General features: G+C 47.5%; 25 protein-coding genes. 5 read left to right on the top strand and 20 right to left on the bottom strand.

All coding sequences use genetic code 11. From position 1 onward, the window contains the following. From J2Z28_RS21915 to J2Z28_RS21870, 10 genes are all read right to left on the bottom strand, one after another. The gene (locus J2Z28_RS21915) at nucleotides 1–456 is read right to left on the bottom strand and encodes a DUF2634 domain-containing protein (RefSeq protein WP_211084285.1); all 456 of its coding nucleotides are present in this window, start codon (nucleotides 454–456) and stop codon (nucleotides 1–3) included. After that, the gene (locus J2Z28_RS21910) at nucleotides 449–859 is read right to left on the bottom strand and encodes a hypothetical protein (RefSeq protein ID WP_145320658.1); all 411 of its coding nucleotides are present in this window, start codon (nucleotides 857–859) and stop codon (nucleotides 449–451) included. Before J2Z28_RS21910 ends, J2Z28_RS21915 begins: the two co-directional genes overlap by 8 nt. Continuing rightward, nucleotides 852–1,838 (bottom strand): XkdQ/YqbQ family protein, encoded by a 987-nt coding sequence (locus J2Z28_RS21905; protein WP_211084284.1) that lies wholly within the window; start codon nucleotides 1,836–1,838, stop codon nucleotides 852–854. Before J2Z28_RS21905 ends, J2Z28_RS21910 begins: the two co-directional genes overlap by 8 nt. Beyond that, complete coding sequence (locus tag J2Z28_RS21900) at nucleotides 1,835–2,467, bottom strand: LysM peptidoglycan-binding domain-containing protein (protein ID WP_076209869.1); 633 nt, start codon at nucleotides 2,465–2,467, stop codon at nucleotides 1,835–1,837. Before J2Z28_RS21900 ends, J2Z28_RS21905 begins: the two co-directional genes overlap by 4 nt. 56 nt (nucleotides 2,468–2,523) lie before the next feature. After that, complete coding sequence (locus J2Z28_RS21895) at nucleotides 2,524–4,263, bottom strand: hypothetical protein (protein WP_211084283.1); 1,740 nt, start codon at nucleotides 4,261–4,263, stop codon at nucleotides 2,524–2,526. 182 nt (nucleotides 4,264–4,445) lie between these two features. Continuing rightward, nucleotides 4,446–4,880, bottom strand: coding sequence for a phage tail assembly chaperone (locus tag J2Z28_RS21890; RefSeq protein ID WP_017690174.1), 435 nt, complete (start codon nucleotides 4,878–4,880; stop codon nucleotides 4,446–4,448). A gap of 174 nt (nucleotides 4,881–5,054) precedes the next feature. Then, entirely contained in the window at nucleotides 5,055–5,462 is a 408-nt protein-coding gene (locus J2Z28_RS21885) for a phage tail tube protein (protein ID WP_036611426.1), read from the bottom strand. A gap of 148 nt (nucleotides 5,463–5,610) precedes the next feature. Beyond that, nucleotides 5,611–7,074 (bottom strand): phage tail sheath subtilisin-like domain-containing protein, encoded by a 1,464-nt coding sequence (locus J2Z28_RS21880; RefSeq protein ID WP_211084282.1) that lies wholly within the window; start codon nucleotides 7,072–7,074, stop codon nucleotides 5,611–5,613. Beyond that, nucleotides 7,074–7,274 (bottom strand): YqzN/YkzM domain-containing protein, encoded by a 201-nt coding sequence (locus J2Z28_RS21875; RefSeq protein ID WP_017690177.1) that lies wholly within the window; start codon nucleotides 7,272–7,274, stop codon nucleotides 7,074–7,076. The genes J2Z28_RS21880 and J2Z28_RS21875 overlap by 1 nt, the downstream gene beginning before the upstream one ends. Before the next feature lie 401 nt (nucleotides 7,275–7,675). Further along, complete coding sequence (locus tag J2Z28_RS21870) at nucleotides 7,676–8,599, bottom strand: hypothetical protein (RefSeq protein WP_211084281.1); 924 nt, start codon at nucleotides 8,597–8,599, stop codon at nucleotides 7,676–7,678. A gap of 434 nt (nucleotides 8,600–9,033) precedes the next feature. Between J2Z28_RS21870 and J2Z28_RS21865 the strand changes: the two genes are divergently transcribed. After that, nucleotides 9,034–9,378, top strand: coding sequence for a YfjL-like protein (locus tag J2Z28_RS21865; protein ID WP_211084280.1), 345 nt, complete (start codon nucleotides 9,034–9,036; stop codon nucleotides 9,376–9,378). Between the two features lie 4 nt (nucleotides 9,379–9,382). Here the strand turns inward: J2Z28_RS21865 and J2Z28_RS21860 are convergent, their stop codons facing one another. Then, nucleotides 9,383–11,233: a DUF4127 family protein gene (locus J2Z28_RS21860; protein WP_211084279.1), complete on the bottom strand. Its 1,851-nt coding sequence runs from the start codon at nucleotides 11,231–11,233 to the stop codon at nucleotides 9,383–9,385. A gap of 575 nt (nucleotides 11,234–11,808) precedes the next feature. Here J2Z28_RS21860 and J2Z28_RS21855 point away from each other — a divergent pair. Beyond that, nucleotides 11,809–12,291, top strand: coding sequence for a hypothetical protein (locus J2Z28_RS21855; RefSeq protein WP_211084278.1), 483 nt, complete (start codon nucleotides 11,809–11,811; stop codon nucleotides 12,289–12,291). 95 nt (nucleotides 12,292–12,386) lie between these two features. Here the strand turns inward: J2Z28_RS21855 and J2Z28_RS21850 are convergent, their stop codons facing one another. The 7 genes from J2Z28_RS21850 to J2Z28_RS21820 form a co-directional block, all read right to left on the bottom strand. After that, the gene (locus J2Z28_RS21850; protein ID WP_415841535.1) at nucleotides 12,387–13,346 is read right to left on the bottom strand and encodes a hypothetical protein; all 960 of its coding nucleotides are present in this window, start codon (nucleotides 13,344–13,346) and stop codon (nucleotides 12,387–12,389) included. Between the two features lie 179 nt (nucleotides 13,347–13,525). Continuing rightward, nucleotides 13,526–14,161: a VOC family protein gene (locus J2Z28_RS21845; protein ID WP_211084276.1), complete on the bottom strand. Its 636-nt coding sequence runs from the start codon at nucleotides 14,159–14,161 to the stop codon at nucleotides 13,526–13,528. After that, complete coding sequence (locus J2Z28_RS21840; protein ID WP_211084275.1) at nucleotides 14,158–14,616, bottom strand: VOC family protein; 459 nt, start codon at nucleotides 14,614–14,616, stop codon at nucleotides 14,158–14,160. The genes J2Z28_RS21845 and J2Z28_RS21840 overlap by 4 nt, the downstream gene beginning before the upstream one ends. A gap of 45 nt (nucleotides 14,617–14,661) precedes the next feature. Beyond that, nucleotides 14,662–15,237, bottom strand: a complete 576-nt coding sequence (locus tag J2Z28_RS21835) for an NADPH-dependent FMN reductase (RefSeq protein WP_036611439.1) — start codon at nucleotides 15,235–15,237, stop codon at nucleotides 14,662–14,664. A gap of 188 nt (nucleotides 15,238–15,425) precedes the next feature. Then, a complete protein-coding gene (locus tag J2Z28_RS21830) occupies nucleotides 15,426–16,160 on the bottom strand; it encodes a response regulator (protein WP_211084274.1) in 735 nt (244 codons plus the stop codon). Nucleotides 16,161–16,178: 18 nt separating this feature from the next. Beyond that, nucleotides 16,179–17,891 (bottom strand): GAF domain-containing sensor histidine kinase, encoded by a 1,713-nt coding sequence (locus J2Z28_RS21825; protein ID WP_244988464.1) that lies wholly within the window; start codon nucleotides 17,889–17,891, stop codon nucleotides 16,179–16,181. A gap of 55 nt (nucleotides 17,892–17,946) precedes the next feature. After that, nucleotides 17,947–18,429, bottom strand: a complete 483-nt coding sequence (locus J2Z28_RS21820; RefSeq protein ID WP_017690187.1) for an ArpU family phage packaging/lysis transcriptional regulator — start codon at nucleotides 18,427–18,429, stop codon at nucleotides 17,947–17,949. Between the two features lie 921 nt (nucleotides 18,430–19,350). Between J2Z28_RS21820 and J2Z28_RS21815 the strand changes: the two genes are divergently transcribed. The 3 genes from J2Z28_RS21815 (at nucleotide 19,351) to J2Z28_RS21805 (ending at nucleotide 22,225) form a co-directional block, all read left to right on the top strand. Beyond that, nucleotides 19,351–19,794, top strand: a complete 444-nt coding sequence (locus J2Z28_RS21815; protein ID WP_026081239.1) for a helix-turn-helix domain-containing protein — start codon at nucleotides 19,351–19,353, stop codon at nucleotides 19,792–19,794. A 42-nt stretch (nucleotides 19,795–19,836) separates the two neighbouring features. Further along, nucleotides 19,837–20,253: an ImmA/IrrE family metallo-endopeptidase gene (locus J2Z28_RS21810; protein ID WP_017690190.1), complete on the top strand. Its 417-nt coding sequence runs from the start codon at nucleotides 19,837–19,839 to the stop codon at nucleotides 20,251–20,253. A 172-nt stretch (nucleotides 20,254–20,425) separates the two neighbouring features. Beyond that, complete coding sequence (locus tag J2Z28_RS21805) at nucleotides 20,426–22,225, top strand: 5'-nucleotidase C-terminal domain-containing protein (RefSeq protein WP_211084273.1); 1,800 nt, start codon at nucleotides 20,426–20,428, stop codon at nucleotides 22,223–22,225. A 601-nt stretch (nucleotides 22,226–22,826) separates the two neighbouring features. Here J2Z28_RS21805 and J2Z28_RS21800 read toward each other — a convergent pair. Together J2Z28_RS21800 and J2Z28_RS21795 are read right to left on the bottom strand one after the other, a co-directional pair. Next, on the bottom strand, nucleotides 22,827–24,611 hold the full coding sequence (locus tag J2Z28_RS21800) for a proline--tRNA ligase (protein ID WP_211084362.1): 1,785 nt from the start codon (nucleotides 24,609–24,611) through the stop codon (nucleotides 22,827–22,829). 368 nt (nucleotides 24,612–24,979) lie between these two features. After that, nucleotides 24,980–26,365: an FAD-dependent oxidoreductase gene (locus J2Z28_RS21795; protein ID WP_342357536.1), complete on the bottom strand. Its 1,386-nt coding sequence runs from the start codon at nucleotides 26,363–26,365 to the stop codon at nucleotides 24,980–24,982. Between the last annotated feature and the right edge of the window lie 78 nt (nucleotides 26,366–26,443).

The following is a 26,443-nucleotide window of genomic DNA, read 5'->3' as shown; positions in this document are numbered from 1 at the left end:
TCAGATCACCTCACTTTCCAGAATAAACATCTCTTCCTGCACACTCGCCACCCGACACGAGAACATGCACTGCTCCCGATTCCAATCAAACGTGAACTGGTCTACCGAATCCGTGCGTGGATCAGCCAGCAACGTCTCCGTCACCATCCGAGTAATCTCACTTTCCATCACACCCCGGCTGTCACCCTGACCCACCAGATCCTCCAGCTCCGAACCGTAGTTTCGGGAATAGATCACATGTCTGTATCTTGGCGTTTTGACGGCCTTAATGCACCACTGTACCCACGCTTCATGCCCACCAGCCGCAGCGACTTTACCACTTGGGGTCAGTACAAAATCCCCTGAATCGTAATCGAATCGCCAGCTCCGTCCAAAGCGTACCTCTTCTGAAACCGCCCCCGACAGATCCTCCTCATCTCCCCATACCACACCCGTTTCCGGGAACAAACTAGGCATGCGCACTCACCACCTTACACAGCACCACAATGTCGTTACCGCCATTCACCCGCATCGCCAGTACGCGATCTCCCGCTTTCAATCCTTTGCCAAGAGACCACACCGCTTCTTCCACTTCCTCTTCTTGCAAAAGAAACCGTCCCGTGCCCGTCGTTCCGCCGTTTGCCACGTCAGGTATACCGGAAATCGCGCCAGCAGCCTCGCGCTCCGGCAGTCCAAGCGTGCCCGGCAACTCGGCCACGAGATAATCCTGCACTTCGTGCTTGAAATCATCCAGCTTCACGCCGGATGAGGTCATCGTACCCAGTACCGCGCCCAGCCCGCTCACGGCCTGACGAGAATGGGTGCTCATCGCACCACGCATGACGTCGGCAAAATGCCCATACGGATCATCTTTATTCAAGGTAATACCTCCTTTTCACTAGCTCAGCAGTCCCAAGCTCCAACGTCATCGTTCCAGGCCCGGCAGACAGATCACGGCTGACCGACATGACGATTAGCGTCAGTCTTTTCAACAACACTGCGTCCCCGGCGCGAATCGTATTGATATCCGGTGCCGATATCGTAAAGGTCTCCTGAATACCCGTCAGATGACTTTTCGCCAGTTTTTTCGCCGCGGTTGTCGATTTCACCTGATCGTCCTCGACCAGCTTTTGCAATGTACCCAGTTCTTCCACATTATCCTGCTCAATCGCGAGCACTTTGGAAGGAACTTCTTTGCCACTCGTAGACTCCGACGCTGCCATCACTTTAACTTTGGTAACTGCCCCTTCGAGCGTACGCATCTGGGTTAGATCAATCAGTCGATCCAGCTCATACACTTTTGCATTACTTCCCACCTGGAAGAGTTGCAACCCGCCGGGTGTCATCCGTGGATGGTACATTTCCCCGCCAGACTTGGCCGTTTCCTTCAGATCGGCAAACATCATCGAGAAGATCGTCTGTGACCGATACACGGCTTTGCCCAGCTTTGTCTTGGTTTCCGGCAGCGTAGCATATGGAATCTTCCACTCTTTGGCGTAGGTTTTAAGTCGCTGCGTAGCAGTCTGATCCTTCGGCCACAGGAACTCATCCTCCGATTTTTCCAGATAAATCATCCGGTCGTACACCGTGAGGGACAGCCGCTTGGTGCCGCTGTTCGAGCTTTCCACCTCCCAGATGACCGCAGGATGCAGTAAGTGAACCATTGATTTTTCGCCAAAAGGAACCCCGCTAATCCGCACCGCCATACCCGGTGAGATCAAAGGCAGACCGGAAGACGCAGACACCGCCAGCCGGATGTTGGCCTGATAAGCAATCTGGTCGAGCGAGTCCTTCAGTGTAATCGTCTCCACCAGCTTGGTGATGTCATATTTGTCGTCGACAATGACCTTGTAGGTCATGGCATCACCAGCTTTTGTCCGGGCTTGATCCGGTTTGGATCACTCCCGATGATCTTTGCGTTAAGCTTGTAGATCTCGTTCCATTTGGAACTGCTACCCAGCTCAAGCTTTGCTATTTTGGACAGGGAGTCGCCAGATTTGACAGTGTAGGTCTTGCTAGACTTTTTCAAATCCGTACGAGAACCTGACTTGCTCCCAGATGCGGCAGAACCCACCTTCTCCACCTTGGAATCCCGCCATGTGCGCAGGGTCAGGTCGAAGTAAATATCTCCTGTCTCCCCCCCACGAAAGCTCGAATTAAGCGAAACAATAAAAACAGGCACGTTCACGCCCGTCTCTGAAATGATGAAACGCAGCGGCTTTTTGGAGATCAGAAAGGTGTTCAGCACATTCATCGCCACACGTGGATCTAGAAAAGATTTTTCATCCATGCAATAGGACGGATCAAATCTTTTGGGAAAAAAAGAAGAGAAGGTGATCTCCTTCACCTTCTCCCCTTGTGCAAAATCAAACTCGCCATGCTCCAACATATTGACCGTTTCATATCCCTTAGACCTGGAAATATTAACTTCTTCAGGGTTCACTGGGAATTGAAATGGAGTGTTGCCGTCCTTCAACGTAAATGACATTTTGTTAGGACCAACTTTATCTTCAAGTACTGACATATCTGCGGCCTCCTTTCTGCTTAGGCCATAATTGTTTTGCGATTTTGCATCGCACGGCGGAACTCGTTAGAGATCCGTTGCCCCACCTGGTGAGAAACTGCGTCATAATCAATCGCATTTTCGCGCACGGTCACCTGCACCGCACCTGGTGGAATATTGATCGCAATCTGATTGGTAGTTTCGGTTTTGAAATCCTTCAAGTAACCGGACAGACTGCTCATCTGGTCTTCAGATATCTGTACCGTCATCGTGGACGATTTTCCATTCGTCTGCGCACCGTTACCAAGCGCCATCGCTTGGCTCTGCATCATGCTTGTTCCCATGAATCCAGCAGATGTAGGCTGACCGACTTTGCTGTTCATATATGCCGTTGGGCCTGTCATGGTCAGTGCCGGTGGCATATAGGCAGGTGCCATCTGCGGGCCTGTTGCAACTGGAGACGGTGCAGCCACCGTTGCTGCCGAGACAGTCTTTTCTTCTTTTTTAGAACCAAATCCAAAGAAGCCGGATATGCCATCGGTGATTTTTTTTGTTTTCTCAGAGACATAATCGGCTGCACCCGACAAAGCATCCCCTACACCCTCGGTAGCACTAGACATAAAGTTTCCAATATCCTTCGCTTTATCTCCAATCCAGCCGCCTGCTGCACTTCCAGCCCAACCACCTACTGCACCACCAACCCATGTTCCGATGCCAGGCAAAAGAACGCTACCGATGGCGCTACCAATCGCAGTACCTGCTGTGCCGCCAATCATAGAACCTACAGCTCGGCCACGTTCTTCCGGTGGTGCTGTCGCTACATTTGCCACATCAGCAAGCATGCTGATGGGTCCAAGCAACCTTTTTGCTCCTTTGGCAAAGCCACTACTTAAATTATCCATCAATCCATTACCAGCCAGCATGTCGGTTAAAGATCCCAATCCACCATCCGCAAATCCTAATCTACCGCTTCCTCGTATTCTTCTACCGCCTCCCCTATTACGGTTGCGATCGGCCGGAGGAGTCGGAGTATCAGGTACAGGATTGGGTACTGGTGATGGGCCCCGGTTCGAACGATTACTAGACCTTCTACCACTTCGGTAATTTCGTCTTCCACGATCTGATCCACCACCATCCGCATTCGGTGAACGAACTCTACGGTTCTTGCCCATCTTTCCACCTGTACAACAGCAGCATTTGGATGCTGGACTTCTGGTTGGATCTGATGCAGGACTTTCTTCTTTTTTCTTTTTGAACAATTTAAAAATATCTCCTACATTAAAGGCTGCATCCTTCAAATCATTGAATGCTTGGACCGCTGCAAGTACGTTTTCCCACCACTTTTTAGGTTCTTCTTCCTTCGTATTGTTAGTAATGTTTTTGTTGTTCTGGATCATGACAGCCATAGTTGGGCCAGTTGGCCCACCTTTGCCCATCGCCACTTCGATCTTCTGCCGAACCTCAAACGATACTGTTCCCGAAGCCGTAACCAACTGGTCCCTGAAACTATTCAGTTTCGCCCATGCGCGATCCAGTGCAGGACTGAGCTTATCAATCAACCCAATCGTCGGTGTAATTCGCAGCCTGCTGATTCGCACAGCCATACTATAAATATGCTCCAACCTGCGTCCGGTCGTTCTCAGTTCATTGTTCACCTTAATCAGACTCTGATAACGAACTCTGCCCAGACGTTCGGTTGAGCGTTGGATCTGATCCAGATAACGAAGGGTTGTCCGCATTTCCGCATTAGATTTAGACAAACCTACAATCATTTCTGCCATTTTTTCACCTCCTGCCTTATATCGTTATCGATTCATTTGCGAGGTTATTGCTGCCATCTCTTCTTCCGAGAACGCAATCAACAGCGAGCGCTCCCCGCGTGGCAAAGACCAGAACTCTCCGGGCCGGAGATGATGACGCACCCACATGTGATACAGGAACGTGGTCATCCCGCCGGAGTGAATCAGTTTTTTAGGTCTTCAATCTCCACACCGAAGCCGGACAGCTCCAGCACTTTATCACCTACGGCATCCAATTCACCCGCGAGAAGCATACGACGTACCGCCTGTTCGCCACCAGACAGCTTCATGCGGCCGGTAATACGCGTGTCACCCCAGCCGGACAATTCCAAGCTGCGGACTTTCAATTTTACGGTTGCTTCGGAAATGAGCAGCGCGTTAAACGTTTCGGTGTCCACCTTTTCCTCGGTGCGGCCTTTGGTCGTTTTTCGAATGGTACAGCGTTCGCGAATGTGATCCACTTTGGAAGACGTCAGTCCACGCAAGGTCAACAGCAGATCCAGACGCTGAATGCGCACATTCTCCTCTGGCAAACGTTCTGCTGCTTCAAACAACTGATCCAAAATCTGTTCTTCGGACATATTTTCATTCATACTCATCGGGGGTAATCTCCTTCTCATTTCACAAATGGGTTTAACTATGCAAGCTTCCAAGCCTGTAGAGACAACAAAGAGACCGAGATCATCTCGGCCTGCATTGGTGTCCATATTATATGAAGTAACTCTGCAATCACGCTTGAGCAAACTAGCTCAATCACTTGCCTATTTCAAAGCTTAGTTCGCCACAATCGGATTCAGCAATTCAAACCCTTCAAACGTAAAGCCCGTTTCCTCCGGTACTTCCTCACCCGCTGTCCAGTTGGCAAGCTGGATTTTGTCCACCATGCAACCTCTCAGCAATACACTCTCATGTCCATATGATTCTGGGTCGTTCAGCTTGGAAATGATCTCGAATTTGGTGAAACCGCGCTGGATCATATCCGAAGTGACTTTGTAGCCGGTCATCGTGCCTGTTCCTTTTTTCGCGCCATTTTTGTGTACTTTCCAGTCGTTACCGACCAGATTCAGCTCACGCTTTTCAATCTCCACACTCGCTTCCAACTTGTTAATGTTTGTCTGCCACACACCATCGATATGCAACTGACCATGGGTACCGAGAATTACTCTTGACGCATCCAACATATATTTTCCTCCTTGGGTTGGTTGAACTAATAAATATTACATGGTATAACTCCACAGTCAGAAAAATCTTCCGATCGCTGTTATCGTGTAAACCATCAGTTCAACATATAGTAATTATTCTAGAAAACGGTTCTTTCCTCGCACAAACTTATTGCACGTAAAATGTACCAAACAACTGCTCCATCACATCCGTCAGCTTCACATTCCATTGCAGGAATACCTGATCTGCTTCCGGTTTGAGAACTGGTGCCGCGCCGTAATATGCCGGATCGAGAATGACATCATAACTGTCCGCTTCAATCACATTGCTCTGTGCGAGCAGCGCCAAATAGGCCTTCATGGCACTAATCAGTGCTTGACGACCCTCTTCGGTATTGTTCACTTTACCGATATACGTATCTTCCGCGGATCGTTGCAAATCCGTGTTGATCGCGTCTAACACACGAATGGAACGGATTTTTTTCCATGCATTATTCTGTCCAGCGGCCGGAGTTACCAGTGTGTTTACACCACGAAGTGCTTTCACCTGACGTCCATCATGGAAGAAAATAAATACGCCATTCTGTACTGCCTGCTCCTGTTCTGCACGCGTCCAGCGACGTGTCACATCATCGAACGGAGTAGCTGCATAGGTTGTGGATTGGTTCAGACGTTGTCCGGCAATCAGTCCCGCAACATAGGCGGACGTTTCCGCCGAGCTGTAGAAAGCATCTCCAAGGCGAACGCCTGTACCAACATTAATCACACCTTCATGATTGAGCGTAAGCGAACGTGCTGTCGCTTTTTGTGCTGCTGTAGCAGAGGTATCGTCCGCTGCGGAACCGCCAAATACAGCCACCACCGGTTTACCTTCACTACGCACACGTTTCACCCATGCCGCAAAACTAGCAAGCAGAGGTGCATCAGCCGCCTGATCCAAAGCCAAGACGTCGAATTGCTCCCCTTCCAGCGCACCCTGTACAGCAATGTATTCTGCATTGGTCAGGTCATCGTTGCCACTTACGCCACCTTTGAATGCCGCACCCGCAATTGTTGCAACTACACCTGCACCATCGCCAATTGCCTGAGCCGTTACCCAGACATTTTGTTCATCCGCGTTAATCTCTTTTGCCAGAGAAGCTGCTGTAATATCCGCTGTCAGGAGCGCATACAACATCCGGTTACCTTCGAAGAGACGCACTTCATGCTTCGTATTATCAATCACACCTGGCTGGATGGTGACGTAGAATCTATTTGCACGATCTCCCGGATACTTCGCGTCCAGTTGCAGCACATTGGCATCACTGCTGTCCTTCAAGGTAAGCGTGGCTACTTTGGCCGCAGCACTTGCTACCCGATAAGCGAGCAACTTCTTCGGCCCACCCAACAGGGCGAGCTTCAAGGACGTATAAGCCGTACCGTTGTCCAGCACATTCGCCGCATAGATACGTTCAATCGCCGCTTCGCTCCCTACTTCAACAAAAGTCCCCACAGGACCCCAGTTGGCCTTGACTGGCACAACGACCGTTCCCCGCGTACCCGCTTGAATGGCCGAGGATGCAGCCGCCTGAAAATTCATATATAAGCCCGGAAGGACCGGACGATTCGTTTGCTCCCAAGTTCCACCTGCCATTATCCCTTCACCTTCGCTTTCATAAATTGGTTAATTCGTTCTTGCGTTTCTTCTATGGAAAACGTCTCTTGCGCCGCTTCGTACAGCGCACCGTACAGCACCTCTGCCTTAACGGCAAAGAGGGCTTCTGCATGATTCATCAATTCTGCCCGTGTATACCGCGGGGCTGTCTGTTTACTTTTTTTCACTGAGCTTGCCATGGCCATCTCACCTCATTTGTTGGACTACTAATTTCGTGAATCGTTGATCTTTAAGCTTGATCTATGAATTTTCGATCCTATGAACCTATGAATTTGAAGCTACAATGTTGAAGCTATATCAATCATCTCAAAGCTATAATCTGGAACCACTCTTAAAAGTGCACGTTCAAAAAGATCGGTTTTCAGTACCGAGAAGATGGGATGAAGTTAGAAATGGAGTAGCAGAGCGTAGGGAAAACTACGTGAGCAACTACAATGTTTCCAAAGGAAACATACTTCGTAAGCTTATGCTTATTCGGCTGAATTCCATATTCGATGCTGATGATGCCATTAGGCATCCTTTGTAATCAAAAGCGGGCTTTTTGAACAACCTCTAATAGAAGGTTCCTCTGGGCTAACGTTTACTCCATACCTTTGCTATGGTAAATCTCACGAATGAAAGGTACATTCGTACCCGGACGACGAATCCGCTGTTGCAACGTCAGGCGAATCTGACCATTCAAATACGCATCCGTCTGTAAATCTGCCGTGACTTCATCCACTGTGATATATCGCGTGTTACCTTCGTGCTCTTCGCCATCCGTTTCAGTGATGGCAAGACGAGATTGCACTGCAAGTTGCCGGGCCAACCGGGTAACGGTCTGACGTGTTAGCACTGGATGATCGGTTAGCACATGCCCAATCCACTGTTGTCGAACCTCCAATGCCGAAGTGCCCGCCACAGACGTGCTGCATCCAGCCAATCGCCATAACACAGACGGCATCTCATATCCTCCAGGCCAGGCATCACCATATACCGACCAGTTCGAACCAAGTTCCGACTGTGTCCAGTCTTGAAGCGCAGCTAGCCACGCGTCCCCTGTTTCAGCGAGGACAACTCCCGAGTCTTCGGGAACATACACTCCGAACCGCAGACTGCGCGTAAACATTCCAGACCCTGCATCCACCCGGTCACTATCTGAAGAACCCAAATAGATGCAAGTTAAGGCCTCACCTGCTTCATCCACCAGTCTTACCTGGTGCAACCCTTCGATTAGATCAGCTGACCAAGCTTCCACTTGTTCAGCGCCACCATCTTCCGGGCGAGCGTATGGTGAGATTTTAATAATCCTTCGGTATCCCGCCCAGGCAGACTTCGGCACTTCTTCGGCAAACGCAACGACTGCACAAGGCCCGGCCAACATTTCGCCTGGCCCAGGTACATCCAGCACACGACCGTCCCAATCTGGAACAAGTACCGCGAGCTTCTGTTTCAGCGTTTTTTTAATGAGCGTACTCATTTTACTGGTGCTCATGGCAGTGCTAATTTTATTTCTCATAGACACATTCATTTCGCCCCCTTTGGCTGCAAGTTTGAGATCTGCCCACACCGTGCAGCGACAATGCAGCAGCAGTAGACTCCCCCTTTTAACTCAGAGTCTGTATTGCTATCGAACCAGTAACGGGACTACATTCACCGCATCAAAAAGACCGGCCACCTGGCCGGTCTGTACATTAGCGTATGTGCTTTCGGTGCGTCCCTTGTTATTGATCCGATAATACAATCTTACACCCTTTCATTCCTAGCGCGGATGGTGTTACGTACGACTTCGGTGCGATTAAGGGAGACGTTCGGGTGGAAAAAAGACGATTCTGGAATCATCATTTTAACGAATACCTAAGTAAGCTTTAAGGTCAATTAATTGATAAATTTATCCAAATATATTAAAATTTCATTATCAAATTCATTGTCGCTTACGTAAAAGAAGGAGAAATACCTATGAGTAAAACATTCAAGATCACTTCACTTGTCATCTTAGCATCTATACTCGGGATATCCTGCTGGGCTTACTTCGGACTGCTTGGTAATCCGCTCAAGAAAAATGATGCTGAACAACAGGTAACCACTTACCTGATTGAACAGAAAGGTTACTCACCCGAACAGCTTATCGAAGTACAAGGTACTTACTCCTCAAAAAGTTCTGAAGCACCTTACGGTGCCTCCGTAACATTCGCGGATGAACTCGAAGCGAAGTATCAATATATCATTTTTAACAATGGCGAGATTAAGCAGTACAGTCATACCAGTGATGATCCCAAACATGAGGAGCCCATGGTGAGATAACAGTTTAGTTCAGCGTAACCTGCGGGTTCAACGTAATCTCAAATGCACGCCCCCAGATGAAATCAGGATTTCCATATTCCAGCAGCGCACTGCCATACGTCGCATAGGACAATTCGTCATTACAGATCTGCTTAATCGCCACATTGCCTGTCTGGAAGGCTGTTTTATTCGCAAGCGCCGTGGTATAAGTCTGCATCAAATCACGGAGCAATGTTTGCAAATGGGCATAGTCTTCCTCCGAGTTGAACAGCAACATATTTTGATCCGAAAGGGTAGCCACGTTGGTATACAGCGCATGGGCTCGGGAATATGTGCGGATGTCTGCAATCGCTACCGCTTTGTAGTAGTAATCCTTCAGAAAACGCTTAAACAACAGCGAGCCATGCGCATTCATAGCATCTCGTAACTTATGCTCATGCTTCTCTGTTGTGATCAATGCGTACCTCGACTGCCCCATACCTACAGCAATACCGATCTTGTTACCTGGTGTATTCCATGCACTGTATCCCAGAACCCGTCCGGTATATGGACTGTTGAGCAATGCTTCGGCAACATCGACATTCGCTGGTCCTTTACCCACAAAATCAATCAATACCGAAGGCAGACCTTGCTCACTATTCAGCGTCAACTGCTCCAACGCAGCCTGCACCTGATCCAGAGCCGTAATGGCAATAATCTCAATGTCGATGCCTGTGTTCTCTCCGGAATTTCCCGGATGACCCTTGGTCATACGATCCAGTTCGGAGGTCATGTCAAACGGGACAACTTGATCGGCTGCTACAGCCACTAGCTGTTCATTTTCCAAGCCAGCACCCACATCCGTCACCACCTCCGGTTCAGGATATGCCGAATCCGCTACAAGCACACCACCTACAATATCCACATGACGAACCACATTCTCGTGTACATCCATGTATTCATACGTGTTAATAATGGAGTTTCCGTGAGGACCAAAATATTTCACTGCGTAACGTGTCCTCGCGCCGCCTCGGAACAACTGGTTAGCCATGCGAGCGACCAAAGCGTGCCCCAAACCATCTGCATCCGGCAAGATGATAGCACGATCCGGATTTTGCCCATTGGTTCCACCCAACCATTCATTGATCCGCGCTTCTACATATTTGATTTCATTGATCTGAACACCCTGCGTGTTAGCATCGTCGACTCCAACTGCAAGGAAATCGATATAACCTGTGCGAGCCAGCTGATCCAGAATGTACAGATTTGTTTTGAATTTATGCTGTCTTGTATTGTAATACTGTTCTTTATCAAAATAGGTCGTTGTCCCATATTCCACTCCATCCGGGGACAGGTTATAACCTTGGATAATATCCTCAAACTCAGTGTATGTCTGACGTGGCTGCTGCATCAACGCACGGGACTCATTATATGCATCAAGCGCCAAGCCATCTGCAAACGAGGTCGTAGCCAAACGCATGATGGTGTCCATTACGAATACAGGTTTGCGTGGGTATTTCTGCTTGATCACGCGAATCACATCCAGCAAAGAAGTGGTTTCCTCATCGTATTCTGGATAGGCACCGCCTCCATCTCCGCGGAGCTGACGACTGCCAATCAGACCGCCATAAGCGAGCATATCGGATGAGATAATGAATCCGTCGACCTTGGCAGCATGTTTCAGAATAAAGTCGTGAATCTTGGACGGTTTACCATACACCGGCGTGGAGGTGCCGAGCAGCGTTGTGCCATCTACGGTTTTCTCCGAGTCCAGACGATTCTTAATATCACTCAGGTTCGGTGTAACGATATGGATACCGGCTGCTTTCCCTTGCACAATCACATCATCCAGATTCGCTGGACGATCATCCAGTGGAACATACAATACTGTTTTCATATCACGTAGCCTCCTGTTATCTATATAAGTTGAACTACAGAATATTTACACTTGCCACTCCGATGACAGAACAACCTTCCGATCGCTGTTATCCCCGGATTTTCTTGATCCACTTATATAAAGGTAGAAATCCGTGGATAAAGGCGCAGTGTATGCTTCCGAAGTAGCTTTCTTGCAGAAAGCTTTTAGCTCCGCTTCTTCAGGTTATTTCTGTCCTCTTCGTTCTCGTGTAAATCGTTAGTTCAACTTATATATCTAGTCTTTAATACCCGATCAGGGCAAGGATGCAATCACCGAATTAAAAAACCGGCCCCCTAGCCGGCTGTACGTTAGCGTATGAGCTGTCGGTGTGTCTTCCTTGCTGCTGATCCGATAATACCATTTTACCGCCTTTCCCCACTCGTGCTGATGGTAATCGGGATGAATTACGTATGAATGTAGTCGTGTCCGGGGCGGTTAAAAGCCGATTTCTCGAGAGAAACTCCTATCGATAGTCCAACCAAACTCATCCTGATGATGTTTATATGACATAAGTAGCTTTCAAATCCTACGAACAATAAAGGATGGATATGACCATGAAAAAGAGGTATTTCTTTTATCTTTGGATTGCTGTCACCAGTTATATGGCGGGTCCCGCTATGTATGCGTTGGCGATGTACATTTTATATCAGGAAACAGATGTTGTGACAACATCTCTCATTGGATGGACCGCGGCAACATTCTTATCCGTTGGTATCCTGTTCATCCTGATCACAGTCATCATGCTACGAGTGTTCAACATCTATTATTTCTGGCTGCAAACCCTGCTCTTCGAGTTGCTTTTCCTCGCCCTCGTCTATATGACCACTGTTCTTCTGGGGGCTGGCAACAGGGGACTGCCCAAGCTGTCCTTTCTATTTACGCCAGAAGGCATCTCCTTATGGATGTTCTGGGGGAGTATTGCACTTATGAGTTCTTGGGGAATATGGGCAGCGCGTCAGCTCGTACGAAAATCACCATACATGCTGGTGTCCAGAGTCATGCTGATCCTTTTTATCCTTGAAATTTGGCCCCGTTAAAAAGGTTCAGGTTGCCCATAATTCGGTAGACCAGAATAATGCCTAGAAGGGGTGTCCGTCATGACGGACACCCCTTCTAGAATGTATGTTTTATCTCACGCGATGATATAACGAAAGTTCTCCCACGTTTCCGGTACGGGCTCCCCGTTCTTGGCGTGGTGATAGAAGCTGAACGGGAATTTGAATACATGACCTCCGTTCCAGTCACGGGAACGTCTGTCGGTGAGCCAATATTCCAGTTCATGAGGGAGCGCCACTGATCGTTCTGCTCGTTCCAGTGGCAGCAGGTCTACGGGTGATTGCAATGTCGGCATCTCCTGTTCAATATCCACATCTCGGCTTAAGCGTAGTGCCTTCACCATGGTAAGGAAAGGCGGAATGCCTTTGTGGAATAATGCCGGATAACCCAATTCATATAATATGTTAAGCGCATGTCCGTAGGTGAGCATATGACCAATTAGATCATGATGTGCTTCCGCGTGATATATGGTCTGGAACGCACCAAGCTCATCCAGAATCAGGCGTGACAACTGTGTTGGATCTTCGATCTCGGGGAAACCATCACTCTTTTCCAGCTTCAGACTGCGAATTTCTTTCATCGTTGTGTTCATCCAGGATCTTCCCGGGATGGTTCGATCGAATGAATCGATCAGTTCAACCAGCCGACCAATATCCTCTGCAGTACCCCATCCATCCAGTTCGCGAATAGCTTTCAGACTGATTGCCCCGTAGATGGCCTGGTGTCCAACCCAGTGCAGCTCTCCAATCGTTCGATCCAATGCGTCCGTAATACGCACTTCGGCATCTTCCCTGGGCATCATTTCACCAATCGGAGAGGTCTGACCAGGGCTGATTCCATGCTGGCGAAGCATGGCTTTTGCTTCGGCCGTAACACTGCCGGCGGCAAGGGCAGTGAGACGATTTTCCCGTAACCAAAAATATGCCGCAATCGCACCCGCCCCATAATGGGCGTGCCACAGATCTCCTGTACGTTCCCGACTGGAAACGATAATCGCAAGTCCATCTTCCAACAAACGTCGATCCAAGCTTGCCACCACCCTTCATCATATGTAAACCCATCAGAGAAACTATATAAGTTGAACTAAGATCTGTCCTCTCCGTTATCGTGTAAATTTAGTTCAACTTATATATCCTAATTAATAAATAAAGCGTTTACTTCTATAACATGATGGAATGGCTCCACATATGCCCGTTTTGCTCTGGAATGCAAAGTTTAGCCAATTCGAAGCTTGCCCACCCCACGGATGGATACTTCCAACGGATAGATCTCTGCTTTTTGCGTAGAGAAAAACCACGTCCGATCCTTCTTCACCACAATAAATAAACCGTCCACATCTCCTACAGGAGCAAAGGTATCACTAACCTCACCCCAGCGCGTGAGTCCAATCTGCTGAAGCTCATTCACCGTAGACAGAACATCCTCCGTCACCAGTCCAACTTCACACACCTGTGATATATCTTGAGTCGAGAAGTCATGGTCACTCTCGTTCTGAATACGATGATGAGCAATCAGCTCAATAATATTGCCTGCTGGATCTTCGAAATAGAGAGAATGAGAGTTCCAGTTAGTAGAGTACGTCTCATCCCGATCTCCTTCTCTGCTTAAAACAACACGTGATGCAGCCCATTGCTTCGCTTCCTTGAACCGATTCGTCGGAATCGACCAGGCCACATGATAAAAGGGCTCACGATCTGTTTCACACGGTTTAAAAATCATCTTTGTCCTTCCAACCTGCAGGTTGAAGGCCTGATCTGTCGCATTGGACACCTCCTTTCCCAACGTATCACGATAAAAATGCTTGAGGTCCTCCAACCGTGTTGTATATAACTGTAATTCTTCAATCATCATACGGTCTTCTCCTGCATCTCCTCCCACTGACTCCACGGCACCATGCCAAGTTCAGGCTTCGCTTCATCCGGGAGCATGGCGATGAATTCAAGCAAATGACCATCCGGATCGTTAAAATATACAGATACCGCAGGCATCCAGCCGAAGACGTACAGTTCACCGATATCATCATTCAGGAAGTTCTGTGTCTTGATTCCTTTGTTCTCCAAGTGAGCCACCGCATGTTTCATATCCTCCAGAGATACATGAAAAGCAAAGTGCTGACGCTGCACCTCGGAAGGTTCCTTTTGCCACAATCCCAGCATGGCATTGCCTTTTCCACCAATCCAGTAGAAGGAGTTCCCACGTTCTTTCTGCCCGTAGGCATGGGGTAAACCCAGGACCGTTTCATAGAAATGATGGGATCTCTCCAGATCCGTCACGTTTAGATGTGTTTCAAATATGCCTGTAATCATAATGCTCAACCTCTTTTCCTTTTCCCATTTTATCTTCGTTTGTTCTCAACTCATGGTTGAATTCCGCGCATTCGTTAACGTCTGGGCCAGATTTAAAAACGATCCAATGACCCGCTGCACCCGGTCCTCTATATCCTGACTCCCTTCGTACTCCTCGTATCCGTCAAATGTCGCTTCAAATCGTCTGCGCTGCGCACCACCAATGGATATCCACTCCTGGGCATTAATTCCATGCAGATTGCGAACAATCGCTTGCAGTTGTAAAAGCGAACTTACCCCCACCGCTCCACCAGAGGAGCTGATAGACAGGACGGGCTTGCCACTGAAATGAGCCTGGCTCAGGTGATCCAGTGCATTTTTGAGCACACCGCTAATACTGCCGTGATACTCTGGTGTAGACAGGATGATCGCATCGGCCGCGAGCATACGTGTATTCAGGTCTGCCAGATGTTCATGATCCGCTTGTTTTTCATCTGGTGCATAGAATGGAAGTGGTGTCTGATACAGATCAAACAGGCTGGCCTGATGTCCCTGACCGCGAATAATCTCCACAGCATACTCTCCCAGACGTGTACTGGTTGCATTGTTCCGATTGCTTCCTGCCAAAATAACAATATTCATTCATTTCACTCTCCTTGGTTTTTTAATAATTCAAACTCTCATGTTTCAACCGATCTGTTATTTCTATTCTTATCTTACCTTTCTTTTGCATCCAAATCGTCAGCAGATAGACTTAACTTGAAATACCAAAAAAATCAACCTTTAGGTTGAGTTTATACGACTTAAGTATGAACATATGTCGGAATTGGTCAGACGACCCAGCCATTTCTTACGGCATGAAGAGCCGCTTGTGTCCGATCCGCCAGCCCCAGTTTGTCGAGCAGATGACTGACATGGGTTTTGACCGTTTTTTCGGTGATGACCAATTGAACTGCAATTTCCTTGTTGCTCAATCCTTGAGCAATCAGCCCCAAGACTTCTTGTTCACGGCGAGTGAGCATATCCAGTCCGCCAAGAGACGCTTCAGTTGATTTCCCCTTCTGCTTTGGCTCCTGATGTTGACTGTCTGCTGACCGATCTGTCGGTATATGCTGTGGTTGCTGTTCATTTATAGACCAATCGGATGAAGCCATCACATGCATCAATTGACCTGCTGCGGCAGGATGCAATTCCACCTGACCTGCATGTACATTGCGAATAGCCACAGCCAGATCCTCTGGTTCAATATCCTTGAGTAGATATCCTTTCACCCCTGCGCGCACAGCAGGAACCACATGATCCTGATCGGAAAACGAGGTGAGCACAATGATTCGCGTTTCTGGCAATAACGTGCGCATCCGTCTGGCTGTTTCAATTCCGTCCATGACCGGCATATGCAGATCCATTAATACCACGTCAGGTTTTAACGCTTCCGCCTGAGCCAGTGCTTCCTGCCCGTTGGATGCTTCGCCCACAACCTTCATGTCTTGCTGTGTCGTCAAAAAAACGTGCAGCCCCCGTCTCACCATTGCATGATCATCTGCGAGCAAAATCGTAATCGGCATCTCTTCTTCCCCCTGACTTTATACAGATTCGAACGGAAGTGGAATGACTGCCGTTACTGTTGTTCCCTTGCGGGGAGAACTCACTATTTCTAAGCTGCCCCCGAGCGATTGAGCCCGTTCCTTCATAATGGACAGGCCAAGGGAGCTTCCAGACGACGCTTCTGGCCTGTTCGCACCACCTTTTCCCTGATCTGTGACGGTGAGCACCACTTCATGATTACTTAACTTGAGAGTGACCTCAGCAGAAGGAATATCCGCGTGTTTCCGTACATTATTCAGCCCTTCCTGTCCGATTCGCCACAATGCTTCTTCTATATTACGCGGTAAAGACCGCATTCCCGTCCGATTCATCACCACTTGAAGACCCTGGCTGGTGCCGTATTCTTGTAGCGCATGGAGCAGCCCTGCTTCCAGTCCCGCGGGACGGAGCTGCATAATCAATGCGCGCATTTCCTTGAGAGCCTCCTGAGACAAAGCCCGAATATCCTTCATCGCTTCCGTTGCCGGGAGCAACTGCTCGGAGCCGGATAACATACTTTCCGCGCCTTTAGCAGTTAACGACAGTGAAAATAAAATCTGATTAACCGAATCATGCAGATCGCGAGCCAACCGGTTTCTCTCTTCCATTCGTGCAAGTTCGCGGCGATTCTCCGCCAGCTTCAGACTCTCCCATGAGGCCGCAATATGTTCCGCCAATGCCTCCAGCACTTCACGGTCCGCCTGCGCAGGACCTGATGTTCCTATTCCGATTACCAGAATTCCCGTTTCCTCCGGCGTATGGTACGGAAGTCGAGCAGCAATTCCCGAGGCAATGGAATTCGTAGTCTGGTCAGGCTTGCACAGGGTAAATATCTCAGCGATCTGTGTCCCAGACAGAGATGTTACACGATGACTATTGATTACATGGTTAATGTGGCTCGCCACTTCTATAGATAACGGAGTACTTGATAACGTTCGAACCTTATCATCTGCATAGGCTGCCTGCACAACGAACATTCCGTTTTTCTGCTGAATGATTGTAGCAAAAGGCCAATCATAATGCTGCCCAATCAGCTGTACAACTTTTAAAGAAAAAGCATCAGAATTGCTGCATTCGTTCACTGCAAGTCCCAAAGCCGTGCTGAACTCCCCCAGCTTGGCATACAGATCAGCTCGTCGCTGCTCCGCGCGATACAATCTCATCCGTTCTACCGCACTACCAATCTGGTATGCCACGCCCTGTAACAGTGCCAGTTCACTATCGCTGAACTGTTCCTTGGCTGGCGCAGCCACGTTGAGCAGGCCGAGCATCTTCTCACCTGACCTTAACGGGACGGTTGCATGGTGGGTAATATCATGGGTATCTCCCCATTGGAATTCCACGGCATCCTCCAGCCGTTTACAGTTAATGATGTTGACCGCATGATTAAGTCGACCGTCCTTAAAGCGGTTCACACACCAGCAGGTACCCGTTCGCATGGGCTCTTTATCTTTACGCAGTAATGCCGGGGGCAGATTATAATCCGAAACACAGGTATAGTCTCCACGTTCATTAATCAGAAACATCCAGCCTGCCGTTAATCCGGTCAACTCCAGTAATTTGCCGACCACGGTATCCAGCATTAAGTTCAGATCATTGGACGTATTGAGCGTTTCCGCGATTGTCTTCAACGTGACCATTTCCTGCATTCCGACTTCTTCCGACATGGCAGACTTCTCTCCTTTGGCTGATGCCAACTGTGGTTTGTTCAACTATTGTAACCAATCCACCTTGGATATTAAAGGATCAACTTCTTCAATCACTCACTCAGCCCAGCTTCTGTCGCTCTTTGCGGGACACAGACAAAGGCTCCATATTAATCAGACCTCGATCTGACAGAGCCAGCGCCATTTTGTAGAAAGCACGTGTACGAATCTTCGTATACGTATCCTTGCTGACAGGTGGATCAAACACATGGTTATACACCTTATAGTCAAACACATCATCGTCTTTCAGATACCGTTCACAGACGAGTACACGTTCCTTTTCACTCAGCCGGGACACAACAAAATCAATCGTATCGCAATATGCCTGACGTGCGCGCTGCACGTCCACATTGTAGATCGCCGTTCTCGCCGTGGAATCCCCCGTCACATTGGTTGCACCGTGGAAACGCTCGGCATAACTTGCCGTCACCATAACCTCTCGTTCTTCAAATGCAATGGTTTTATAGATTCGGTATTTCTCCAGCGCAGCTTCAACAGCCGTTTGTGTTTTGCGTCGGTCCAATTCGGGCAGCATCAATTCCATATTCAATCTCCTCCTTTAACATTCGCTATAGAATGAAAGTCTAGTAGCTTCGCATATTCACTCTGATGACAGAACAACCTTCCGATCGCTGTTATCCCCGGATTTCTTTGATTATATTTTCAAAAGTGGAAATCCATTGATAAGCGTATGCTTCCGATGCAGCTTTCTTTCAGAAAGCTTTTAGGCGAACACTTCGCTTCTCCAGCTTTTTTCTGCCCTCTTCGTTCTTGCGTAACTTAAAATTCATTCTATAAAAGTTAAACCCTCATGCTCTCATCTTTTATTAGAGTTATCCAGATCTCTGAAATAATAACGACATTTCTTCAATTTCCCCCTGTTGCCTTTTGGAATCACTCCAAACTGCTATAATCCGGGGAATTCCACTTTTCAGAAGATGATTTACTTACCTCACGTCGCGTCAACTTTACATTTTGTTCGTATAGTGTTCGTATTTCTATTTGAGGATACCACTTTCTGGAGATCGGAGTAAACCTTCATTTTGGTTCGTTTTGACGATAAAATAAAACCTTCGCTCTCATTTCCTATGCCTTTTGGCATAATTGTTTCATATCTCTTTACCTAATGGTATATATACGTTATAGTACTGTTTAATTAATGAACTTCCGTACAAGTCATTTGATTTTTAATATTAAGAAGATACCTTTGAAATATGTGTTAATGTACTTACCAAGAGCGAACGTAGTGGAGGAGACGGAATCGATTCTGAAGAAGCAAAGCGTTCGCCTTTATCAACGGATTTCACCCTTTAGGAAAGGGAAACAGGAAATCCGGGGATAACAGCGATCAAAAGAACGATCCGAATCCGGAACGGCGCACCCGCAGAGGTTTAGGAGTTGTCGCATTCAACTTTCTTCTTAATATTAATTTCAAGCACTTGTACGAATCGAAGGAGTTGGCATAATTGTGGAGCACGCTTTTGGTCCTTATATGAAACAACTGCGCGAGCAACAGGGATACAGCATCAATCAACTCGCCGAAGCAGCCGGAATAAGCAACTCACAGATTTCACGTATTGAAAATGGGGTCCGGGGTGTACCGAAACCAGCGACCATCCGCAAGATTTCAGATGCACTCTCGGTGCCCTATACAGAGATGATGAAGCAGGCTGGTTATATTGAACCAGGGAGTGCCACTGAACTTCAGGACGTACCGGAATGGGCTACATACAAAGACCGTCGTGATTTCAAAAAGATGTTGGAGGACGATGATGATCTGATGTTTGACGGCATTCCACTCGATGAAGAAGACAAGAAACGAATCAAGGATGTGCTGACAGGTCTGTTCTGGGAAGCCAAACAGATGAACAAACGCAAAAAGACAGACGAATCGGACAATCGCCCATGAGGCATGACCCACTGAATTTAATGAGGCAGCAGGTGAGATCATATGGATGACATCGTAACAAAGCTGATTCGAAAACACCGGACCAACTGCCCGTTCAGCATTGCCCGCGCGGTTGGAATACAGATTCGTTTCACCAATTTGGGGAAGTCCACCAAGGGACTATACTTTCGCAAGCTCCGGCGCAGGTTTATCGTCATACACAATGATTTGCCGCCGGAATGGCAACGGTTCGTGTGCGCCCATGAGCTTGGCCATGACCGGCTTCATAAAGGGATCAATCGTTTCTTTCTGGAGGAGCATTCCTATTTTGCACCAGGTAAACTGGAAAGACAGGCCAATCGTTTTGCCATTCAATTGCTAACCTCCGGAGTGATGCCTGAACCGGATGAATCTTTGGAGAAATTTTGTTTACGTACCGGACTGCCGCGCGAAGCGCAGCATTTTTTTTACACTCTTTAAGAACATACGTTCTTTTCAAAGCTTATATTTTCCAACAGCAGATTTACATGTCACTTTCAGGTTACTTATTTTTACGTAATTCGCGAGATTTCCTAATAATAGTCTGTTAAAATACTATTTGAGCTGTGTAAACGCTCAAGTAGATTATTATTATGGGAGGTTTCGGATTCATATGAAAATCTGGAAGAATTACGTTTCACTTCTGCTAACGGTCTGTTTGCTGTTTGGCAGTGTAGGTATTGCCGCAGCTGCAACGGATACCACTCCGGGCACAGGCAAACACATTACCATTCTACATACGAATGATACGCATGCCCGTGCAGTTGAATCTTCACCTGCTATGGGTTTTGCCAAAGTAGCTGGAATCGCTGACAAATATCGTAGCGAAAACCCGAACACACTCTTGCTCGATGCTGGAGATGCTGTGCATGGTACAACATTTGCCACTCTTGTGAATGGTGAGAGCATCGTGAAAGTCATGAATGAAATGGGATACCAAGCCATCGTACCGGGTAACCACGAATTCAACTATGGTTCGGATCGCCTGATCGAACTGGCGGACATGATGAACTTCCCCATGCTGAGTGCCAACGTGAAGAAAAAAGACGGAACACGTCTCTTCGATCCTTACCTCATTAAAGAGGTGGATGGCGTGAAAATCGGTATCATCGCTTTGACTACACCAGAAACGTTGTACAAAACAAATCCAAAAAACGTAGAAGGTCTTGATATTACAGATCCATCTGCGGAAGCCAAAGTTCTGGTAAACGAAATCCGCAGCAAAGTAGATGTTGTTGTTGTATTGGGACACCTTGGACAAGATGCATCCAGCACGGATACTAGCTTTAAAGTTGTTAAAGAAGTTCCTGGCATCGACGTATTCATCGATGGTCACAGTCACACTGTACTGCAAGATGGCCTTGTATCCGATAACGGAACATTGATTGCAAGCGCAGGAGAATACACCAACTACGTCGGTGTCATCGATCTGTGGGTAGACGGTGGTAAAGTAACAAAGAAACAAGCAACATTAATTGATGAAACGGAAGCAAAAGACATCAAACCAGATGAGAAAGTCGCGACTCTCGTGAACTCCATTCAAAAAGAACAAGAACCTATCTTGAAAGAAGAAGTAGCCAATACAGCTATTCTGCTGGATGGTAAACGTGAACAGGTACGTGCAGGAGAAACCAACCTGGGTGACCTGCTTGCAGATGCCATTCGTGATGTCAGCAAAGCCGATATTGCACTGACTAACGGTGGTGGTATCCGTGCTTCCATCGAAAAAGGGATCGTAACCAAAGGTGATATCATCACAGTGCTTCCTTTTGGTAATCAAGTGGTAACCCTTGAAGTGAAAGGGTCCGATATTCTGGCAGCCCTTGAAGTCGGTGTAGCTTCCTACCCGGAACCAAGCGGTGGATTCCCGCAAGTATCTGGTATCAAGTTCAAAATTGATACTTCCGCTGCAGAAGGTAGCCGTGTACATTCCGTAACCGTTGGCGATAAAGCCCTTGATCCGGAAGCAACATACACGCTGGCGACCAATGATTTCACTGCTGTTGGCGGTGACGAATACACCATGTTCACCAAATATGCTACAACAGGTATGTACGGCGCGTTGGATGAAGCGTTGATCAACTACATGCAAAAGCTTGGCGCTGTAGACATCAAAACAGATGGTCGGATCAGTGAAGCGGTAAAACCTGCAGTAGAGCCGGAAACTCCGGCAACCGAAACTCCAGCTCCAACCAAGCCAAAACCAGAAACACCAAAACCAGAAAAACCGTCTAAACCAACACCAAGTAAACCAGCTCCAGCCAAACTGCATGTTGTGAAATCCGGAGACTCCCTGTACTCTATCTCCAAACAATACGGCACAACTTGGCAGGCATTGCAAAAGCTGAACAATATCAAAAATCCACACTGGATTTATCCAGGTCAACAATTGAAATTGCCTGCAGTTTCTTAAGCTCAGCAAAGCAAAGTGCATATAGGCATGATCGCTTATAAGGCGCAACAACATAACGAATCTATCTTGTCATAACCAAAAGGGTGTCCCCCAAGCCAGATTACTGGTTAAGGGGGACACCCTTTTGTATCTCAGTTCTTAAATCAATCCACATCAGATACTTGAACATTTCCTGTGGACATATCCTGCTGATCCTGACATTCTCCTCTGAGGTAAAAATAAACCCCAGCCTGGCCTTTACGGACCAACTTTATCATGTGCCTTCGACACCGAACTATATAAAAAATCTCCGGAATGACCGTATTCATGCGCTTGTTGTACATTTAATTTCGACATCTCTGTCTTCTCAACATTGCATACTTGCACATAAATCTGTCTGAGTATGATCATCTTCAAATCCTTAATCATAAAATCATCTGTATACTAAATATATATGTCCAAATTTAGTTATTTCGTATGATATCACTCATAAAACCCTACCAAATTGCACGCCTTTAGCCCTCTTTTTCATGCTCACATTGGAACTCCAGCAATCAAAATCATCTACCGCATCATATTCGGTACTATTATATGAACTCATATAATTAGCGAATCCCTGAATTTAGGAAGTGAGCTGTTCCTTCACATAAAGTACAGCCTCCTGTGCAGTCAACCCGATTCGTTTCGATTCACCTGATGCTGCAAGTGCGTGTGATCCCAGTTCGACCTGACCTTCTGCTGCTCCTCGGCCAATAACGATCTGCACAGGCAATCCGATCAGCTCCGCATCCTTGAATTTCACACCTGGACGTTCATCCCGGTCATCAACCAATACCGTGTAACCGCCATCGATCAATTGTTGTTCCAGTTGGAGGGTGAGCTGACGTTGCTGCTCATCCTTCCAACTTACTGTAATCAGATGCACATCATAAGGCGCAACAGCGGCCGGCCAACGAATGCCCTCATCTCCTGCATACTGCTCAGCTATAGCGGCCATCAGGCGGGATACGCCAATGCCGTAACATCCCATGACTGGCGCACACTGGCGACCATTACGATCCAGGAATGAAGCACCCATGGCATCACTATATTTCGTTCCCAATTTGAATATGTGTCCAACCTCGATGCCTTTGGTAAAAATAAGTGGCGATCCACATGTTGGACAAGCATCCCCTTCCGCAGCAAAGCGGATTCGTTCTACTCGCTCCAATGCAAAATCAATCCCTGGGCGTACACCGGAAACATGCTCATCCAATTCATTGGCTCCTGTAATTGCACTCTTCATCACTGCCACGTCAGCATCCACCACCATCGGCAGATTTAGTCCAATCGGACCCAGAAAACCTACCTTCAGGTTCGGATGTGCCGCAATTGCTGCATCGTCTGCTAGGATCAGTTCTTCTGCCCCCAACACCTGCTTCAATGCGATGTCATTCAGTTCACGATCTCCACGTACAAGGGCTGCGACGAGCTGACCATCCGCCACATAAAGCAGCGTTTTGATCATATGTTCAGCACCTTTGCCCACAAAAGTGGTTAACTCTGCGATCGTACGAACGCCAGGTGTGGAGATGCGTACTACGTTTTCCGCTCCTGAGTGTTGATCCGTTTGAAGCACGGAGTCTGCACTCGCAGAGTCGGCTGGAACTTCCAAGCTTCCTTCTTTTTTCTCAATATCTCCAGAAGTCTGATAATCCGCTTTCTCCAGATTTGCAGCATATCCACAATATTTGCAGGTTACAATCGTGTCCTCACCCACATCAGCAAGAGCCATGAACTCGTGTGTTTCCCCTTGACCGCCAATCGTTCCTGCATCCGCCTCAACACGGATATAGTCCAGACCACAACGCTCCAGAATGCGACTATAAGCTGTGTTCATGGCCTGATAGGTCCGATCAAGCTCTTCCCAATCCGAAGCAAAGGAGTACGCATCCTTCATGATGAACTCACGACCGCGCAGCAATCCAAATCGAGGACGGCGTTCATCCCGGAACTTGGTTCCGATCTGGTACAGCGTGAATGGCAGCTTACGATACGAACTCACCTCGTCCCGCGCTAAAGCGGTTACGACTTCCTCATGTGTTGGTCCAAGAGCAAATTCCCGTGCATGACGATCCTTCAGACGCATCAATTCGGGACCATACTGTGTGTATCTTCCGGATTCTTCCCATAACTCGGCAGGCTGCATAATCGGCAGCAATACTTCCTGACATCCCGCACGATCCATCTCTTCACGAACGATCCGTTCAACATTTAACAATATACGCCGTCCAAGGGGCAGGTAACTGTATATCCCTGCTGCCAGTTGGCGAATCATGCCGGAACGCAGTAACCAGCGATGTCCCGCTGCATCTGCCTCCGCTGGCGCTTCACGTAATGTTGGGACAAGCATTTCACTTTGACGCATCATAACACACTCCTAATCTTCCTTTTTGTTATCAAATACGGCGCATAAACAGCAAAAAGACACATCCGTCAAGGGACGAATGTGTCGTGGTACCACCCTTATTTAACTGCAAATTAATCCGTTCGCAACCTATGCGATCTGTAACATGCAGTCCTACGGGGCATAACGGGCCCTGCCGGCGGAGGTTGCAACCCTGTATGGGCATTCTCTTCCGCAGCTCGCGAGGTAGGAATTTATGAAGCAGCTACAGGAACCTTGCACCACACTGTTCCCTCTCTGTTGAAGCTGGCTTGCAAAATCATGTCCTCGTTATAACGCTGTTATCATTTTTGACCACATTAGTTCATTTACAAGTAATTGTCAACCAATTAGTCGAATACAACTCCAGAATAATACTCCACTACATCACGAATGAGCATAAACGCATCCCCATTGGTAAGATTGTTCTTATCAGTAATGCCAGCAAGCGTGTCGGCACTTATAAAGTTTTGCGTTTGTAATTGAGCAAGTGCCTGTTCAAGTGAAGTTTCCGTTTCTGAAGATCCCATTGCCAGACATAACATATACGCAGCCTGATCCAACGTTAAAGGTAGAGTTACGGCATTCTCCATATTTGCTAGAGCTTGGTCGGCACTGCCTGTGTAGGCTTCTGGAAACATCGCTTGCATTCTTTTCAATTTACTTAAAAATCGTTCTGGATTCATTCCTTTATCCAGTTCCCAACCATCGTTATTATAATTGCCTGAAGTCATGTACATACTCGCTGCAGCCAGCAATCCCTTGTAATCCTTATGCTCCATATAATCAGGCTGCTCGAAACGATGTACTTTCAGATCCATCCCCTGATTCTCCAGCATCTTACGTAGTTCAGATGCTCGCTCTTCGGAAGTTGAGAGTTCGCGGAAGGACTCCTTATGGATATATGCCAGCTTGACCGCCGCTCCTGCTGCTTCTCCCTCTGCCATTCCCAGTGGGACAACTCTTGCACTACCGTGTGGGATTGTATCAAAACTTGCTGCACGTCCAACGACGAGCAAACCATCAACCTTTAGCGGTACAAGCGAGCGAAAAGGTACACCATATTGAATCGGACTCAACATAATCGTGCCGGGATTTCCAACACTCGTGCTCTGAATATCAATATCGTATGAGCCGTATCCGATGGCATCCCAATGATCACGATTTTCCATGACATCAGCTAATGTTAATCGGTACTCGCCATAGATATGACGTGACTCCCTCACGTAAAGTTCGTTCGCTGTTCCAGCATATTGTAGCCCTGCAAATTCATCATAATTTTTCTTCAGAAAATCAACAATTAGTGGGGCTTCTTTACGCCCGATTTCCAGACCTTTTTTCACAGATATCGGATCTAAAGGATCTACCCCAAAGATTTGCATGGTATTAATCAAGATTGTATCATCATTTTGTCTTCCGATATTCAGACTGCGAATCTTAATATGTTGTGGATTGGAGGATTCATATTTTCTAGCATCACCGTACCCCCAAGCACTCATCTTATCAACCCCGGTTCCCTCTCTTTCCCTAAACTTTTGCCATACCTCATCAGTAACACCGCTTAGCTTGAATACGAGCGTAGAGACCATTTTGGATTTACCATCTCCAATATCTTGTCTGCCTATGGAATATGGAACTCCTGCAGCGGCTGCAATATCCGCATCTTGCGTCGCATCAATGATGGAGCGGGTTGAGATCTGAACAGTTGTTCCATCTTCTTTACTGTACTTGCCAATAATCTCTTCAAATATTTGTAAGTTAAAAAACCTGACAGTATCCTTATGCGACTCTGAGCCGCGTTTTAATTTGGTCTA

This window comes from Paenibacillus xylanexedens (assembly GCF_017874615.1).
GTDB classification, from domain to species: domain Bacteria; phylum Bacillota; class Bacilli; order Paenibacillales; family Paenibacillaceae; genus Paenibacillus; species Paenibacillus xylanexedens.
This window is presented reverse-complemented; position numbering and strand designations above follow the sequence as displayed.

Coding starts and splice junctions, on each gene's coding strand:
- J2Z28_RS21915 (WP_211084285.1), bottom strand. CDS start 456: ATGCCTAGTTTGTTCCCGGAAACGGGTGTGGTATGGGGAGATGAGGAG.
- J2Z28_RS21905 (WP_211084284.1), bottom strand. CDS start 1,838: ATGACCTACAAGGTCATTGTCGACGACAAATATGACATCACCAAGCTG.
- J2Z28_RS21900 (WP_076209869.1), bottom strand. CDS start 2,467: ATGTCATTTACGTTGAAGGACGGCAACACTCCATTTCAATTCCCAGTG.
- J2Z28_RS21895 (WP_211084283.1), bottom strand. CDS start 4,263: ATGGCAGAAATGATTGTAGGTTTGTCTAAATCTAATGCGGAAATGCGG.
- J2Z28_RS21890 (WP_017690174.1), bottom strand. CDS start 4,880: ATGAGTATGAATGAAAATATGTCCGAAGAACAGATTTTGGATCAGTTG.
- J2Z28_RS21885 (WP_036611426.1), bottom strand. CDS start 5,462: ATGTTGGATGCGTCAAGAGTAATTCTCGGTACCCATGGTCAGTTGCAT.
- J2Z28_RS21880 (WP_211084282.1), bottom strand. CDS start 7,074: ATGGCAGGTGGAACTTGGGAGCAAACGAATCGTCCGGTCCTTCCGGGC.
- J2Z28_RS21875 (WP_017690177.1), bottom strand. CDS start 7,274: ATGGCAAGCTCAGTGAAAAAAAGTAAACAGACAGCCCCGCGGTATACA.
- J2Z28_RS21865 (WP_211084280.1), top strand. CDS start 9,034: ATGAGTAAAACATTCAAGATCACTTCACTTGTCATCTTAGCATCTATA.
- J2Z28_RS21860 (WP_211084279.1), bottom strand. CDS start 11,233: ATGAAAACAGTATTGTATGTTCCACTGGATGATCGTCCAGCGAATCTG.
- J2Z28_RS21855 (WP_211084278.1), top strand. CDS start 11,809: ATGAAAAAGAGGTATTTCTTTTATCTTTGGATTGCTGTCACCAGTTAT.
- J2Z28_RS21845 (WP_211084276.1), bottom strand. CDS start 14,161: ATGATGATTGAAGAATTACAGTTATATACAACACGGTTGGAGGACCTC.
- J2Z28_RS21840 (WP_211084275.1), bottom strand. CDS start 14,616: ATGATTACAGGCATATTTGAAACACATCTAAACGTGACGGATCTGGAG.
- J2Z28_RS21835 (WP_036611439.1), bottom strand. CDS start 15,237: ATGAATATTGTTATTTTGGCAGGAAGCAATCGGAACAATGCAACCAGT.
- J2Z28_RS21830 (WP_211084274.1), bottom strand. CDS start 16,160: ATGCCGATTACGATTTTGCTCGCAGATGATCATGCAATGGTGAGACGG.
- J2Z28_RS21820 (WP_017690187.1), bottom strand. CDS start 18,429: ATGGAATTGATGCTGCCCGAATTGGACCGACGCAAAACACAAACGGCT.
- J2Z28_RS21810 (WP_017690190.1), top strand. CDS start 19,837: ATGGATGACATCGTAACAAAGCTGATTCGAAAACACCGGACCAACTGC.
- J2Z28_RS21805 (WP_211084273.1), top strand. CDS start 20,426: ATGAAAATCTGGAAGAATTACGTTTCACTTCTGCTAACGGTCTGTTTG.
- J2Z28_RS21800 (WP_211084362.1), bottom strand. CDS start 24,611: ATGCGTCAAAGTGAAATGCTTGTCCCAACATTACGTGAAGCGCCAGCG.